Here is a 14,284-nt window from a genome sequence, read left to right as displayed (position 1 = left end):
AAAGCTTAATAGTTATGACAATTTACTTTTTATAAAGTAAAAACCAGACACTATAAATGATATAACGCTTAATTGCAATGAAGCAGAAGCATATAAAGGCAATTTATTGTTTGCAAATACAAAATGAAGAATAACTAAAAGTATAGATAAAATTAAAACTCCTAAAGAGAGTTTAATTAGATTTTTACTTGTAGTTGCTTTTAATTCTTTTTTAGCTGTATTGGATGCCGTTATAGGCTGCTCTATAGATTTGTTATTATGAATACCCTTAATTGTGTTTTTTCTAATTTGTAAATTCTTAATAAAATAGAAAATACTCACTATAAGAGAAACAATACTTAGTTGTATTGAAGCCGAAGCATATATTGGTAATTTATTATTAGCAAAAACAAAATGAAATACAACTAAAACTAAAGTTAAAGCTAAAGTTGCAATTGAAATTTTAACTAGCGCTTTTTGTTCTTGATTTATTGGAGCTTTAATTATTGTGCTATCGGCTCTAGAAACATCAACTTCTTTAGTAGCGTTATTATTGTTGCCAAACTCGATTGTATTTAAGTCTTTTTTAATCTGTTTTTTCTGAATAAAATAGAAAATGAAATACAGAGGAAAACCTAATAAAGAAAATAGAACGCCATTAATACTATTGTTTTTACCTAAGTGTTTGTATAGGTTAGTGTGCTTAGAGAACGATTTTGAAAGTGCGAATATAAAAATTAGAAAAGCAATAATTCCTATTACGAATAAGGCATTACCAATAATTGACAATTTGTTATTAATTAATATTCTACCACCAAGAATTAATACTAAGCCTATAGAATAAAGAATAAAGGCTAGTTTAGAATCTTCTTCATAATCATTTTTTAAAGTAGACGCTTCTTCAAGGAAATCGTTATTTAAATGCCCAGCCATTTTTAGTTCCTGTCTAGTAATACCTCTTGAAGTAAGAACAGAAATTGCTGTGTTTTTATGTTCTACAGTATAATCGAAACTTCTGTAGTCTTTTACAATAGCAATAAGTTTGCTATCATTTAGGCTTTGAATAACTTTATAATCATCAGAATTTACATTAAATACTTTAGTACTAAACTCTGTCTTTTTAGTTTTAATTTTAAAGAATTTTTTAAGAGGTTCTAAAATACCATCTGTTTCTAGTAGACCTCTGTCTTTTGTGGCTCTAGAAGTTAAATAGATACTTAATGGCAACATTATAAGTGTAGAAAACCAAGAGGCTAGCACAGGATTAAACGAGCCATCTCTGGCACTATTTTTTGCAAAAATCCCAATAAAGTGATAGCTTAAAAATATAACAATAGCCATAACCATTGGTAATCCCAAACCACCTTTTCTAATTAATGCACCTAAAGGAGCACCAACAAAAAATAAAATAATACAAGCAATTGCTAATGCAAATTTCTCGTGTAAGGCAATAATATGTTTGTTAAGCCAAATAGTTCTTCCTTTTATATTGGCTTCTTTAGCAGTAACTATTTGTTTTGTACTAGTAGTAGCGTTTATAGCATAATCTAGTAATTGTATTTTTTGTTTTAAATTAAAAAGGTCTATTACGTTATTATTGTAGGTAGTGTCTTTTTTTGTTTCGACAGATAAGTTTACTGTAGCAATATTGGTTCTATTATATAAGGTTGTTCCAAATTTCTCGAACTCATTTTTGCGTTCTGTAATAAGAGAATCTGTAGTGTATTTTAAATCTCCAATGGCTAGCATTGAATATTTATTATCTGTGTTCTTTTCTTCTAAATCAACACCTCCAAGCTGAGATAAATCTAAATTGATAGTATATCTAAGAAACTCACTTTTAACAAAAGGCTTTTTTACTTTTTCTTTATGCTTGTTTGGTGGTGTATCATCATAATAATAACCATCAAAAAGAATAAGTTTTAAAGTTTCAGAATCTTCAGCACTAACAAGTTCACCTGTTTTGGCAACGATTGTAACATGATTTCCAGGCTTTTTTGCTTGTCCTTTATGGATAACAACGTTTTCTAAAAATTGCCCACGATCACCAGTTTTCTTAGCTACTTTAATATTAAAGTTATCTACAATTTGATTAAACTGTCCTTCGGCTATAGCCATTGCGGGCTTTACTTTAGCTATGTTTTTTCGTAAATTATAACTTTCGTATTCAGCTCTTGGTATTATATTATTACTAAAAAAGAAAGTAAGAATACTTAAAAAGAATATAAAGACACTTAAACTAGCCATTGCACGTTGTAATGAAATACCAGTAGATTTCATTGCAGCAAATTCATAATTTTCGGCAAAATTACCAAAAACCATTATCGAGGCTAGTAGTATTGTAAGCGGTAAAATTAGTGGAATTAGGGTAGGAGTAATGTAAAATAAAAATTTTAAAACCGTTATTACGTCTAAATCTTTACCTGCTAGTTCTTTGATATAAAGCCAAATAGCCTGTAATACAAAAATCAGCATGAGTATAACAAACACGCTGATAAAAGTTTTTAGATAAGAAGTTAATATGTATCTATCTAGTATTTTCACTAATTGTCCTTAGTCTAGTTTATTTATAAAGTAATCGTTGTACTTACTTTCGTCAAAAGTAAACAAGGTTTTCGAGATAGGCTCATTTGTTTTAAAAGAATTAACAGTAAGTGTTGTTTTAGTTCCATTTTTACCAATCTCTATAAGATTATAGATGTGTTTTGTTTCTGCATCTATGCCTAAAAGAATATACTTTATGCTTGCATTAGAATCCATAGGAGACAATTTTACATATTGAATGTTTCTTCCTTTTACTTTTTGAATGATATCCATTTTATAAGTAAAACCATCTTCGTAAAACGATAACATCTTACTAGGTGTAATAGTACCTTCATCTTCACCATTATCTGAAGAAACAGTTACCTCTTCATCTTCAGAGCTAATTGTATATAATTTTTTACCATCGAATATTCTAGTAATACCAAGAATATTTAATTTGTACTTATCACCTTGCATAGTAACATCACCACGTGTTTCTTGTTTTATGTTTTCGGAAGTATTTTCTAAAACATATTTAAAATCTATACCAATGTTATTGTAGCCTTTTACTTTTGTAGAGACTTCATTTAATAACGTTTTTGCTTTAGCATCATTCTGTGCAAATGTTACACTTGTAATAATTAAAGCTAATACTAGTAATCCTTTTTTCATCTTAAAATTTTAATTTTTTATTGACCTTCGTTTGCTAATAATTGATCGAGAGCAACCAAATCTGGCACTAATACTTGTCTAGCCTTACTACCTTCAAAACCACCAACAATTCCAGCGGCTTCTAATTGATCTATAATTCGTCCTGCACGGTTGTAACCTAATTTTAACTTACGTTGCAATAACGAAGCAGAACCTTGTTGAGCTGTTACAATAATTTCAGCAGCATCTCTAAACAATTTATCTCTATCGTCTATATCTATATCAAGACTCGTGCCACCTTCTTCTCCAATATATTCTGGAAGCAAGTAAGCGTCTGGATAAGCCTTTTGAGCACCAATAAAATCTACTATTTTTTCTACTTCAGGAGTATCAACAAAAGCACATTGTACTCTTATCATATCGTTTCCTTGAGTGTATAACATATCACCACGACCAATAAGTTGGTCTGCACCACCAGCATCTAAAATAGTACGTGAATCTATTTTACTAGATACTCTAAATGCTATACGTGCTGGGAAATTGGCTTTAATAATACCTGTAATTACGTTAACCGAAGGTCTCTGTGTTGCAATAATTAAGTGAATACCAATGGCACGAGCAAGTTGTGCTAAACGTGCAACTGGCGTTTCTACCTCTTTACCAGCAGTCATAATTAAATCGGCAAACTCATCTACAACCAAAACAATGTATGGTAAAAAAGCGTGTCCATCGTTAGGATTTAATTTTCGAGCTTTAAATTTTGCATTATACTCAACAATGTTACGACATAAAGCGTTTTTAAGCATTTCGTAACGGTTATCCATTTCAATACACAATGAGTTAAGTGTATGAATAACTTTAGTATTGTCGGTAATTATGGCTTCAGCTTCATCTGGAAGTTTAGCTAAATAATGTCTTTCAATTTTATTAAATAAAGTTAATTCTACTTTTTTAGGATCTACTAAAACAAACTTAACTTCCGCAGGATGTTTTTTGTATAATAACGACGTTAATACGGCATTTAATCCAACCGATTTACCTTGTCCTGTTGCACCAGCCATTAAAAGGTGAGGCATTTTTGCTAAATCAATAACTAAAGTCTCATTACTAATTGTTTTTCCTATTGCAATAGGTAAGTGCATTTTTGTATTCTGAAATTTTTGAGAAGCAATTACCGAACGCATAGAAACAATTGTTGCATTTGTATTTGGTACTTCTATACCAATAGTTCCTTTTCCAGGAATTGGAGCAATAATTCTAATTCCTAATGCAGCAAGCGATAATGCAATATCATCTTCTAAATTTTTAATTTTAGAAATTCTAACACCTGCATCTGGAACAATTTCATATAGCGTAACTGTTGGCCCAATAGTAGCTTTAATACTTGAAATGCCTATTTTATAGTTATTTAAAGTATCTACAATTTTATTTTTATTGGCTTCTAATTCTTCTTGATTTATGGTAACACCTTCGTTATCATATTTCTTTAATAAATCTAAAGGAGGAAATTGATAATTGCCTAATTCTAGAGTAGGATCGTATGGCCCAAAATCAGCTACTAATTTATCTGAAAGGTTATCGGTTTCAGATTTCTCTTCAATTATTTTTTCGACCTCAATTTCTACTTCTGGTTCATCTTCAGGAATTTCAATTTCCATTGTAGAAGTACTAATGTTTGGTTTTTCAACCTTTGGAGTTTCTACTTTTAATTCTTGAACTGGATTTTCTTCTTTGGTTTCAATTTTAGAATGATTAGAAATTGTTGGCTGAATATCTTCTTTAACTTGAAAAGCAGATTTAAAAGCTTCAGCTTCATCTGTTAATGTATTATCTATAGGTACTATAACGTCCTTAGATGCTTCGTTAAATTCAGATTTAATATCTTTTTTAGCACTTCTTAATAATGCTCCAATACGTTCTGGAGTAAAACCGAATCTAATAGCTAAATAGGTGATAAGACCAAAAATTAATAATAGAACAATACCTATTTTACCAATATAGTCTTGTAGAAAGTTGTTTAATTCAAAACCAATAGTACCGCTTAAAATACCTGTTTGTGGTCCTGTAAATCCTAAAAGAATCGAAATCCAAATTACAACTAGAGTTCCCCAAAACCAATGTTGGAAAAGTTTCTCTTTTTTAAGGTCTAAAAGAATATAAATTCCAGACAAGAATATAAGTCCAGAAAAAATAAATGAAGCAACACCAAAACCACGTTGAATAAAGAAATCACTAATCCAAGCGCCACTTTGGCTGGCCCAGTTTTTTGTTTCGACTACTCTAGAAGGAAGCTCGCCAAGTACACTTTGGTCTGCCTTACCAGTAAACAAAAAAGATAAAAAGGCTATAAATATTAAAACACCTAAAAGTACTAAAAGACTACCAAAAATTAATTTTTGCTGACTTGTTAGTATTAGGTTAGGTTTTTTAAAGCTTAATTTTTTCTTTACTGTTTTAGGTTTGGATTTTGATTTTGCTTTCGCCATTGTTGGTTTTTAGATTGCGTAAAAATAAACAAATTCAATTAGATATATTGTTGTTTATTGGGTATAAATAACGCTTTTTCTACTGTGTAATTGTGTTTAAAACTTAGGAATATAAATAATACAACCTATTACAACTGCTGCAATAGCCATAATAAAAACAGCTCCAGCAGCTAAGTCTTTAATTAAACCAATTTTTGTATGGTGTTCTGGATGTATAAAATCTGCAATTTCCTCAACTACTGTATTTACGCCTTCAAGAGCCATTACCATTGCAATAATTAAAACTTGAATACACCATTCTGTTGCTGTAAGGCCAACACAAAAGCCTAAAACAGTCATTAATACGCCAATAACAGATTGTACTTTTAAACTAGCTTCTGTAGTAATTAAAAGGTAGGCTCCTTTAAATGCGAAGCCTACACTTTTAATTCTATTTACTATAAAAGAGTCCTTTTTCTTATTCATCTAAAAGGGCATACAAAGAGGCTTTGTAATTTGGTTCGTCTCCAACTTCTTGTACTTGTTCTGTGTATTTTACAATCCCGTTTTCGTCTAAAACAATAACTGCACGAGAATGTAAACCTTCAAAAGCACCACCAGCAAATTCTAAACCATAGTCTTTACCAAATTGTCCTGTTTTAAAGTCTGATAACATCATTACATTATCAATCCCTTCAGCACCACAAAAACGTGCTTGAGCAAATGGTAAATCTCTAGAAATACATAATACCCTTGTATTTTCCATTTCTGCTGCTTCTTTATTAAAAGTTCTTACAGATGTAGCACAAGTTCCAGTATCTACACTTGGAAAAATATTTAATACAACCTTTTCTCCTTCAAAATCTGAAAGCTTTTGAGTTGATAAATCACTTAATGTTAATGTAAAGTCTGGAGCTTTTTCTCCTATTTTTGGAAGGTTTCCAACAGTTTCAACTGGTGCTCCTCCTAAAGTTATTTTAGCCATTTTTATAAAGTTTTAATTAAAATATAAAATTAAGAATAATATGTGCTAATACTATACTTGTTTTAATTTTTTTTAAGAATTACAAAGATCTGAATGCTATTCTATTAAATAAGAGCCTTCCGTTAATTATTTGTTAAAGGCATAGTGTTGCTAAAACCGACATTAGCTTAATCTCGTTTATAGAGCTGTAAACAATATAATAATTACTAAAAATCAAAATTATGAAAACATTAAAATTATTAAAAGCGACTTTATTTACACTTGCAGTAATAACATCTATAAGTGGATTTTCTCAAGACAAAATGAAGAAAGGTAAAATGATGAATGAAAAAACTGTAATGGTTGGTGGAGCAGAAATGTACCCAAGTAAAAACATTATAGAAAATGCCGTTAATTCTGAAGATCATACCAATTTAGTAGCAGCAGTTAAAGCAGCAGATTTAGTAGAGACATTATCTAGCGAAGGTCCTTTTACTGTATTTGCACCAACTAACGCTGCTTTTGCAAAATTACCAGAAGGTACAGTTAATACCTTATTAATGGCAGAAAACAAGAAAACATTACAAGCAGTATTAACATACCACGTAGTTGCTGGAAAATGGAATGCTAAAGCTATTTTAAAAATGATTAAAAAAGGAAAAGGTAAAGCTGAAATTAAAACAGTAAGCGGCGGAACTATTACAGCTTGGTTAAAAGATAAAAATGTTTACATCACAGATGAAAATGGAAACTCTGCAAAAGTAACGATCGCAGATGTTAACCAATCTAACGGTGTTATTCATGTAATTGATACTGTATTATTACCTAAGTCTTAATTCACTAGGGATTTATTAAGTTTAGTTAAGGAGTCACTTCAAATAGAAGTGACTCTTTTTTTGTTTCATAAGTAAGGTTTGCTTAAATTTAATGACACAATATTTATAAATTCAATAAGTATTATTGATGTTAAAATAAAAACAATCAATTTTATTTATAGTAATTCAATTTGTTAATAGAGTAATTTTATCAAAAATTAAAACGAAAAAAAACATATAATATGGATCATAGTAATAGTGGAGACGCAAGCAAATGCCCTTTTTTAAGTGGAACAGTTAAACAGACTTCTGGAGGAGGCGTTAAAAATCGTGATTGGTGGCCAAACGAATTAAAACTAAACATTTTAAGACAAAATGCTTCAAAATCGAATCCAATGGGAGACGATTTTGATTATGCCGAGGCTTTTAAAAGTTTAGATTACGATGCCTTAAAAAAAGAATTGACTGCGTTTATGACAGATTCGCAAGATTGGTGGCCAGCAGATTACGGACACTATGGTGGATTAATGATACGTATGGCTTGGCACAGTGCAGGAACGTACAGAGTTGGAGATGGTCGTGGTGGAGCAGGAGCAGGAAACCAACGTTTTGCACCTATTAATAGTTGGCCAGATAATGGTAACTTAGATAAAGCACGTTTATTATTATGGCCTATTAAGCAAAAATATGGTAACAAAATTTCTTGGGCAGATTTAATGATTCTTGCGGGAAACTGCGCACTAGAATCTATGGGCTTTCCAACGTTTGGTTTTGCAGGTGGTCGTGCAGATGTTTGGGAACCAGAACAAGATATTTATTGGGGAAGTGAGACTGAATGGGGAGAAAACAAGGACCGTTACGAAAATGGCGATTTAGAAGATCCTTTAGCGGCGGTAATGATGGGATGGATTTACGTAAATCCAGAAGGGCCAAATGGTGTACCAGACCCAATGGGTTCTGCACATGATGTTAGAGAAACATTTGGTAGAATGGCAATGGACGATGAAGAAACAGTTGCATTAGTAGCTGGAGGACATACTTTTGGTAAAGCACATGGTGCTGCAAGTCCAGACGATTATGTTGGTAAAGAACCACATGGTGCTTCTATTGAAGAAATGAGTACAGGTTGGAAAAACTCTTATGGTACAGGTGTTTTAGACGACACTATTACTAGTGGTATTGAAGGAGCATGGACACCAAATCCTACACGTTGGGATGCAGACTATTTTGATGTATTATTAAACTACGATTGGGAATTAACAAAAAGTCCAGCAGGCGCACACCAATGGAAACCAACAGCCGCATCTAATGCTAAAATGGCTCCAATGGCAGGTGATGCAAGTAAAAGACAAGATTTAATGATGACGACTGCGGATATTGCTTTAAAAGTAGATCCTAAGTATTTAGAGATTTCTAAGCGTTTTCATGCAGATCATAAAGCGTTTGAAGATGCTTTTGCTCGTGCTTGGTACAAATTAACACATAGAGATTTAGGGCCAACATCTCGTTATTTAGGACCAGAAGTGCCTAAAGAAACATTATTATGGCAAGATCCAATTCCAGCAGTAAACTATACATTAAGCGAAGCAGATATTGCAAACTTAAAAGTTATGATTATTGATACAGGATTAACAGTATCACAATTAGTAACTACCGCTTGGGCTTCTGCATCTACATTTAGAGGTTCAGATAATAGAGGTGGAGCTAATGGTTCTCGTATTAGATTAGAACCACAGCGCAGTTGGGAAGTTAATAATCCAACCGAATTAAATAAAGTACTAACAGCTTTAGAAGATGTGCAGACTAAATTTAACGGTACCGTTTCTATGGCAGATTTAATTGTATTGGCAGGAAACGTTGGTGTAGAAAAAGGATTGAAAAATGCAGGATACAACCAAACAGTAGATTTTACTCAAGGTAGAGGAGATGCAATACAAGAACAAACAGATGCTGAGCAGTTTGGTTATTTAGAGCCATTAGCCGATGGGTTTAGAAATTATATTAAAAGCAACTTAAAAATAGCTGCCGAAGATTTATTAGTAGACAGAGCTAACTTATTAACTTTATCTGTACCAGAATTAACTGTTTTAGTAGGTGGGTTACGTGTATTAGGTGCAAATTACGATGGCTCTAATAATGGTGTGTTTACAGATAATGTTGGTAGTTTAACTAACGATTTCTTTAAAAACATATTAGACTTTACATACACTTGGAAAGCAACATCTCAAGACGATAGATATTTTGAAGGTAGTAACCGTAACACTGGAGAAGTAAAATTTCATGGTACTCGTGCCGATTTAATTTTTGGATCGAATACAGAGCTTAGAGCTATTGCAGAAGTATATGGTGCAAACGATGGACAAGATCGTTTTGTAAAAGACTTTGTTGCAGCTTGGACTAAAGTGATGAACTTAGATCGTTTCGATTTAAAATAAGAATAAATTACAGTAACTAAAATAAGGAATGGGTGTAACAGCGCATTCCTTTTTTTTATAAAATAAAACCAAAATGAAAGACACGAATACACTTTTTGAAAGTATAAAAAATAACGACAATACTACTTTAAAAGCTTTGTTAGTAACTAACCCTAGGTTAGCAGAAGCTAAAGATCAACGTGGTTTTACACCATTAATTTTAGCAACTTATTTTGATAACGAAGCTGCAACCAAAATTTTAATAGAACATAATACTCCAATTAACGACAAAGATGCCTCTGGAAATACCGCATTAATAGGTGTTAGTTTTAAAGGAAATGTTGCTTTTGCAAAGTATTTAATAGAGAATGGTGCTAATGTAAATGAAGTAAACAACAACGGCACAACTGCTTTAACCTTTGCTACGCAGTATAATAAAATAGAGATTGTAAAATTGCTTTTAGAACATAAAGCAGATGCTAGCATTAAAGATAACGACGGTAAAATGGCTTTAGATTATGCTGTAGATAAAAAGTTTACAGAAATTGTTAAGCTTTTGGAGTAGAGCTGTGGTAGGTTTTTAGAATACTATTTAAATCTATTTGGCATCTTCTTTTTCGTCTAACATTTCTAAATAAAGATCTTCAACAAACTCTCTTGCCCAAGTTGTTCTTCTTAAAAAACCAAGACTAGATTTCATGGTAGGATTGAAGATAAAACAACGAATATTAGTGCGCTCTCCTAAATACTCCCAACCATAATGTGCTACCAAACGCTCTAAAACTTGAACAAGTTTTACGCCATGAAACGGATTGTTTAATTGCGCTTCTGTAGGTTGTCTTCTTACGCGTTTACTCTTCTTGCTTTCATTAGTTTTTGGTTGCAATTCTTTTTCTGGAAGTTTATCAGGTTGTATTTGTTTCTTAGCCAATTCGTTCTTTTTTTCTATGTCCATTATTGGTCTATGGTTTGTTTTTGCTTTTGTTTTTAGGTGTTGCCAGGAAGGTATGTTTACCTAGTTTCAATTTAACCGTTGTTTTATTACATGGTAAATTCAAACTAGGTTTTATTGTTTTATAAGTAGGTTTACTGCTACTTATTTAGTTTAATTTTCTTTTTGTTTTCGAACCTAAATTCTTCTAATTCCAGCAATTCAGATTTAATTTTTTCTTTCCATTCAGTAACCATTTTTTCATTTCGGCCACTTTCGGTTGCTCTCATTAATTCTAGTCTGGTTTCAGAGAGTTCTGAAATTATTTCGTTGTTAATTTTATTTACAATATCAACACCTTTAGAAATCTTGCGTTTGTCTTTTAATATTCTTTTTCTGAATTTTCGAGCACTAATTTCGGCAAGATCAAATTGCATTTGCTGAAATTGAATTTGCTTTTCAATACTCTTAACCTTGGTAGTATCTATCCAAGAAGCATTACCTAAAAATAGATTTTCAATTTTCTGATTCAGATTACGTTTCATAAAATCGAAACCACCAATAGAATGAGTAACCATAAATTGGCTATAAATAGCATCATTATCTTCGGCACCTATTTTAATTTTAAAATCGTCAATTGATAATTTAGAACTTGAACTCCATCTTTTCTGACCATCTTGTAATTCTTGTGAGAAACTTGAATTTAAACAAGCTGTAATTAATATAAATGATAGGAATATTTTTTTCATATTTGATTTAAATACTAACGATGGCATTTATTTATATTAAACAGTGTTTTTAGAATAAAATCAAATTTAGTAAACGTGAAATTATTTTCACTTTGTTTGTGTAGTTTTTATTCTGATATATTTTTGATGAAATTGTAACAAAACCATCCATCAAGATTTTTGAAAACCTGTGGTTTAGAAGTAACTCCATCTTTTGTAATCCCAATTCCATCTGAATATGGTTCTATTGTAATAATTTTATTAAAATTAATTCGGAAGTTTTTTATGCCGCTAGAAAAATAAATATGTTTATTGGTAAGAGCTACCATTCCGCTAGCGATAGGTACAGTATTCATGGTTTTTACAGGATGCCCTTTAAAGCTGCTAGTACGATAATATACACCTTTAGCTATTTTTAAACTTATACCTTGTGAGCCTCCTTTATATGTTGTTTTTATTCTTTGTTCAAAAAGTTCAACATTTTGAAAAAGCCAAATTAAATTTTCAGATTTTTGAAACTTAAAAGGTAAATTTCCTTGAATAGTAATTCTATTAGTTAATTCTTCTCCATTAATAAGCTGTCTTAATATTGAAGCTCTGTACGTTTTACTTAGAAGATCTTTTTTTTCAAGTTCATTTTGAGTTAGTTTAAATTTATCTTGATATTCGCTAAGTATTTTTTCTTCATCATCAGTTAAAGTTCCATCATCAAGAAACTTATCTAAAAATTCGGAATATGTTCCAATAAGTAATTCTATAAGTTTTATTTCAGATACAAAAGATTCTTCTGAAATAGTTTTCAATTCTGAAAGAGAAGTAGAGTTTGAGTTTGAGAAGAATGTAGATGATAATTCAGAGATTTTTTGAATTGTAAATTTATTTTTCTGTTCACATTCTTTATGGACTTTCTTAAAAATCCCTGCACTTTTTAAGCAGTATGTACATTTTCCCATAGTTTTGTTTTTTTATTACATCCAAATTATTGCGTAATATTTTTTGCTAATAACTTGTCAATATATTATGTCATGACAATGTAATAATGTTTAGTTGATGTGTCTTACGGTAAACCGTAATTGTAAAATAAAAGCACAAAAAAACACCTTGCTTTCGCAAAGTGTTTTTAATTCTTATAACTTTTTATTTCCTATTCCAATCATGTTTTAAGTAGTTAAGCGCTTCTTCTAAAGCTTGTTTTGAAGGCTTTGGATTATAGTCTAAAACTGTTTTAGATTTACTAATGTCGTAATCTTGTTTTAAACCATAAAACATATCTAAATAGTGACGTTGTAATAAGGGTTCTTTTCCTGTTATTTTACTGCTAAACTCCATTAATCCTGCAACGGAATATAATAGACATTTTGGTGCTTTTTTAGGTGTTTTTAGTTTTAATTCTGGATATAGATCTGCTGCTATTTTTACACTATCCTGTAATGTGGTGTGTGTTGGGTTAGAAAGAATATAGCGTTCTTGATTTTCACCTTTTTGCATGGCTTGATAAGCACCAAAAGCAACATCTTTTACATCTACCCAATTTAAGGTAACGTTAGTATCTACAGGAATTTCGCCTTTTAATATTTGATGCACTAAATTATTAGAATAGCTTAATTTGTGTGCTTGGCTTCCAATCATGGCAGAAGGTAAAATTAATACGGTTCTAATATTATATGCCTTACCTAATTTTAAAGCGAGTTTATCGGAATCATTTTTAGAATTGTAATACCAGTTTCTACGATCTTTATTATAGCCATTATCTACATTTGCTGGCAAGGTTGTAAAATCTAAAGAAGCCACAGAACTTACGTAAACAATGTTTTTAATACCACAGGCTTTAGCTACATCGAATACATTTTGTGTGCCTTTTAGGTTGTTGTCGTAAATTTCGACCTTTGGATTTTTAGCCCACATACTAAAGTTTGCTGCTACAGCATATAGATGTGTTACATCTTTAAAGGCTTTTTTTAGTGATGATTTATCTAAAAGGTCTGCTTGTACAACTTCGCAATCTAAACCTTTAAAAGGTTTAGTATTATTAATATCTCTAACGGTGGTTCTTACTTTTTGGTTTTTAGAAAGTAGTAAGCGTATTAAATTGTTTCCTAAATGTCCGTTTCCGCCTGTAACCAATGCAATGTCTTTACTCATGTTTTTTGTTTTTTTTGTTTGAGCAAAGGTCTGAGGTAATTAAGAGTCTAAAAATAACATTTGTTAGAAAGTGATTTGTTTTCTAATTCTGCTTAGAGATTGTGGTTCTATACCTAAAAAGGAAGCAATATTATCTATTGATACGTTTAAAGCAAGGTTTGGTTGTTGTTCTATAAATTTTAAATAGCGTTGTTTGGCCGTTAATACTTGGAAATCCTTTACGCGTTCTAGTTTGCAGTTTAAATGCTCGTTAGTAACAGTTTTTATAAAATTGCTCCAAAATGAGGAGTTGGCTTGCAGTAGGTTGTAATCTGGTTTAGATATTTTTAAAAGTTTACAATCGGTAACGGTTTCGTAGTAATCGGGAGCAGGAGTTTCGGACATAAAACTCTCTAAAGATGTGAAAAAATCGTGTTCTGGTACTAAATGTTGTACTACAATTTTTCCATCAATATTTAGATAACCTTTTACAATACCTTCACTTAAAAAATAAACGTAGTGTTCTGTTTTACCAGCTTCTAAAAGCATAGTATTTGCAGAAACTTGTTCGGCAATAAAATAGTTTTCAACTAAACGTATATCGTCTTCAGTTAAAGTAAATCGAGATTGAATATAGTTTAGTAAGTTTTTCATTATTGTTATTAGAATTGTGTAGAATAGATAATAGAATCC

Annotated in this window: 13 protein-coding genes; 3 read left to right on the top strand and 10 right to left on the bottom strand. The window is 31.1% G+C overall.

Annotated features, from left to right (window positions below; genetic code table 11):
* Positions 1 to 12: 12 nt before the first annotated feature.
* From Q0935_RS02425 to tpx, 5 genes are all read right to left on the bottom strand, one after another.
* A complete protein-coding gene (locus Q0935_RS02425) occupies positions 13 to 2,523 on the bottom strand; it encodes an LptF/LptG family permease (RefSeq protein WP_299382053.1) in 2,511 nt (836 codons plus the stop codon).
* Positions 2,524 to 2,532: 9 nt separating this feature from the next.
* Complete coding sequence (locus Q0935_RS02420) at positions 2,533 to 3,174, bottom strand: outer membrane lipoprotein carrier protein LolA (protein ID WP_299247260.1); 642 nt, start codon at positions 3,172 to 3,174, stop codon at positions 2,533 to 2,535.
* A 17-nt stretch (positions 3,175 to 3,191) separates the two neighbouring features.
* The gene (locus Q0935_RS02415; RefSeq protein ID WP_299382050.1) at positions 3,192 to 5,639 is read right to left on the bottom strand and encodes a DNA translocase FtsK; all 2,448 of its coding nucleotides are present in this window, start codon (positions 5,637 to 5,639) and stop codon (positions 3,192 to 3,194) included.
* 96 nt (positions 5,640 to 5,735) lie between these two features.
* On the bottom strand, positions 5,736 to 6,104 hold the full coding sequence (locus Q0935_RS02410) for a diacylglycerol kinase (RefSeq protein ID WP_299247262.1): 369 nt from the start codon (positions 6,102 to 6,104) through the stop codon (positions 5,736 to 5,738).
* A complete protein-coding gene (gene tpx, locus Q0935_RS02405; protein WP_299247263.1) occupies positions 6,097 to 6,603 on the bottom strand; it encodes a thiol peroxidase in 507 nt (168 codons plus the stop codon). Before tpx ends, Q0935_RS02410 begins: the two co-directional genes overlap by 8 nt.
* Positions 6,604 to 6,905: 302 nt before the next feature.
* Here tpx and Q0935_RS02400 point away from each other — a divergent pair, with 302 nt between their 5' ends.
* The 3 genes from Q0935_RS02400 (at position 6,906) to Q0935_RS02390 (ending at position 10,376) form a co-directional block, all read left to right on the top strand.
* On the top strand, positions 6,906 to 7,418 hold the full coding sequence (locus Q0935_RS02400) for a fasciclin domain-containing protein (RefSeq protein ID WP_299382335.1): 513 nt from the start codon (positions 6,906 to 6,908) through the stop codon (positions 7,416 to 7,418).
* A gap of 221 nt (positions 7,419 to 7,639) precedes the next feature.
* Positions 7,640 to 9,832, top strand: coding sequence for a catalase/peroxidase HPI (gene katG, locus Q0935_RS02395; protein WP_299382047.1), 2,193 nt, complete (start codon positions 7,640 to 7,642; stop codon positions 9,830 to 9,832).
* A 73-nt stretch (positions 9,833 to 9,905) separates the two neighbouring features.
* Positions 9,906 to 10,376 (top strand): ankyrin repeat domain-containing protein, encoded by a 471-nt coding sequence (locus tag Q0935_RS02390; protein ID WP_299382045.1) that lies wholly within the window; start codon positions 9,906 to 9,908, stop codon positions 10,374 to 10,376.
* A 33-nt stretch (positions 10,377 to 10,409) separates the two neighbouring features.
* Here Q0935_RS02390 and Q0935_RS02385 read toward each other — a convergent pair whose 3' ends face one another.
* From Q0935_RS02385 to Q0935_RS02365, 5 genes are all read right to left on the bottom strand, one after another.
* Complete coding sequence (locus tag Q0935_RS02385) at positions 10,410 to 10,766, bottom strand: VF530 family DNA-binding protein (protein WP_367275001.1); 357 nt, start codon at positions 10,764 to 10,766, stop codon at positions 10,410 to 10,412.
* Positions 10,767 to 10,903: 137 nt separating this feature from the next.
* Entirely contained in the window at positions 10,904 to 11,491 is a 588-nt protein-coding gene (locus tag Q0935_RS02380; protein WP_299382043.1) for a hypothetical protein, read from the bottom strand.
* Positions 11,492 to 11,598: 107 nt separating this feature from the next.
* Positions 11,599 to 12,423: a hypothetical protein gene (locus Q0935_RS02375; RefSeq protein WP_299382040.1), complete on the bottom strand. Its 825-nt coding sequence runs from the start codon at positions 12,421 to 12,423 to the stop codon at positions 11,599 to 11,601.
* Positions 12,424 to 12,607: 184 nt separating this feature from the next.
* Positions 12,608 to 13,612 carry an NAD-dependent epimerase/dehydratase family protein gene (locus tag Q0935_RS02370; protein WP_299247268.1) on the bottom strand — a complete coding sequence of 335 codons (1,005 nt, stop codon included), beginning with the start codon at positions 13,610 to 13,612 and terminating at the stop codon, positions 12,608 to 12,610.
* 63 nt (positions 13,613 to 13,675) lie between these two features.
* Positions 13,676 to 14,245, bottom strand: a complete 570-nt coding sequence (locus Q0935_RS02365; RefSeq protein WP_299382038.1) for a Crp/Fnr family transcriptional regulator — start codon at positions 14,243 to 14,245, stop codon at positions 13,676 to 13,678.
* Positions 14,246 to 14,284: the final 39 nt, after the last annotated feature.

It is taken from the genome of uncultured Lacinutrix sp., assembly GCF_947500605.1.
Lineage (GTDB): Bacteria > Bacteroidota > Bacteroidia > Flavobacteriales > Flavobacteriaceae > Lacinutrix.
The sequence above is the reverse complement of the archived record's forward strand: the minus strand, read 5'-3'. Positions and strand labels throughout refer to the sequence as shown.

Bases quoted from the DNA above. Each gene is read 5' to 3' on its own strand.
- Q0935_RS02400 (WP_299382335.1), top strand. From the start codon at position 6,906: ATGAAGAAAGGTAAAATGATGAATGAAAAAACTGTAATGGTTGGTGGA.
- Q0935_RS02385 (WP_367275001.1), bottom strand. From the start codon at position 10,766: ATGGACATAGAAAAAAAGAACGAATTGGCTAAGAAACAAATACAACCT.
- Q0935_RS02380 (WP_299382043.1), bottom strand. From the start codon at position 11,491: ATGAAAAAAATATTCCTATCATTTATATTAATTACAGCTTGTTTAAAT.
- Q0935_RS02390 (WP_299382045.1), top strand. From the start codon at position 9,906: ATGAAAGACACGAATACACTTTTTGAAAGTATAAAAAATAACGACAAT.
- katG (WP_299382047.1), top strand. From the start codon at position 7,640: ATGGATCATAGTAATAGTGGAGACGCAAGCAAATGCCCTTTTTTAAGT.
- Q0935_RS02370 (WP_299247268.1), bottom strand. From the start codon at position 13,612: ATGAGTAAAGACATTGCATTGGTTACAGGCGGAAACGGACATTTAGGA.
- tpx (WP_299247263.1), bottom strand. From the start codon at position 6,603: ATGGCTAAAATAACTTTAGGAGGAGCACCAGTTGAAACTGTTGGAAAC.
- Q0935_RS02375 (WP_299382040.1), bottom strand. From the start codon at position 12,423: ATGGGAAAATGTACATACTGCTTAAAAAGTGCAGGGATTTTTAAGAAA.
- Q0935_RS02410 (WP_299247262.1), bottom strand. From the start codon at position 6,104: ATGAATAAGAAAAAGGACTCTTTTATAGTAAATAGAATTAAAAGTGTA.
- Q0935_RS02420 (WP_299247260.1), bottom strand. From the start codon at position 3,174: ATGAAAAAAGGATTACTAGTATTAGCTTTAATTATTACAAGTGTAACA.
- Q0935_RS02415 (WP_299382050.1), bottom strand. From the start codon at position 5,639: ATGGCGAAAGCAAAATCAAAATCCAAACCTAAAACAGTAAAGAAAAAA.
- Q0935_RS02365 (WP_299382038.1), bottom strand. From the start codon at position 14,245: ATGAAAAACTTACTAAACTATATTCAATCTCGATTTACTTTAACTGAA.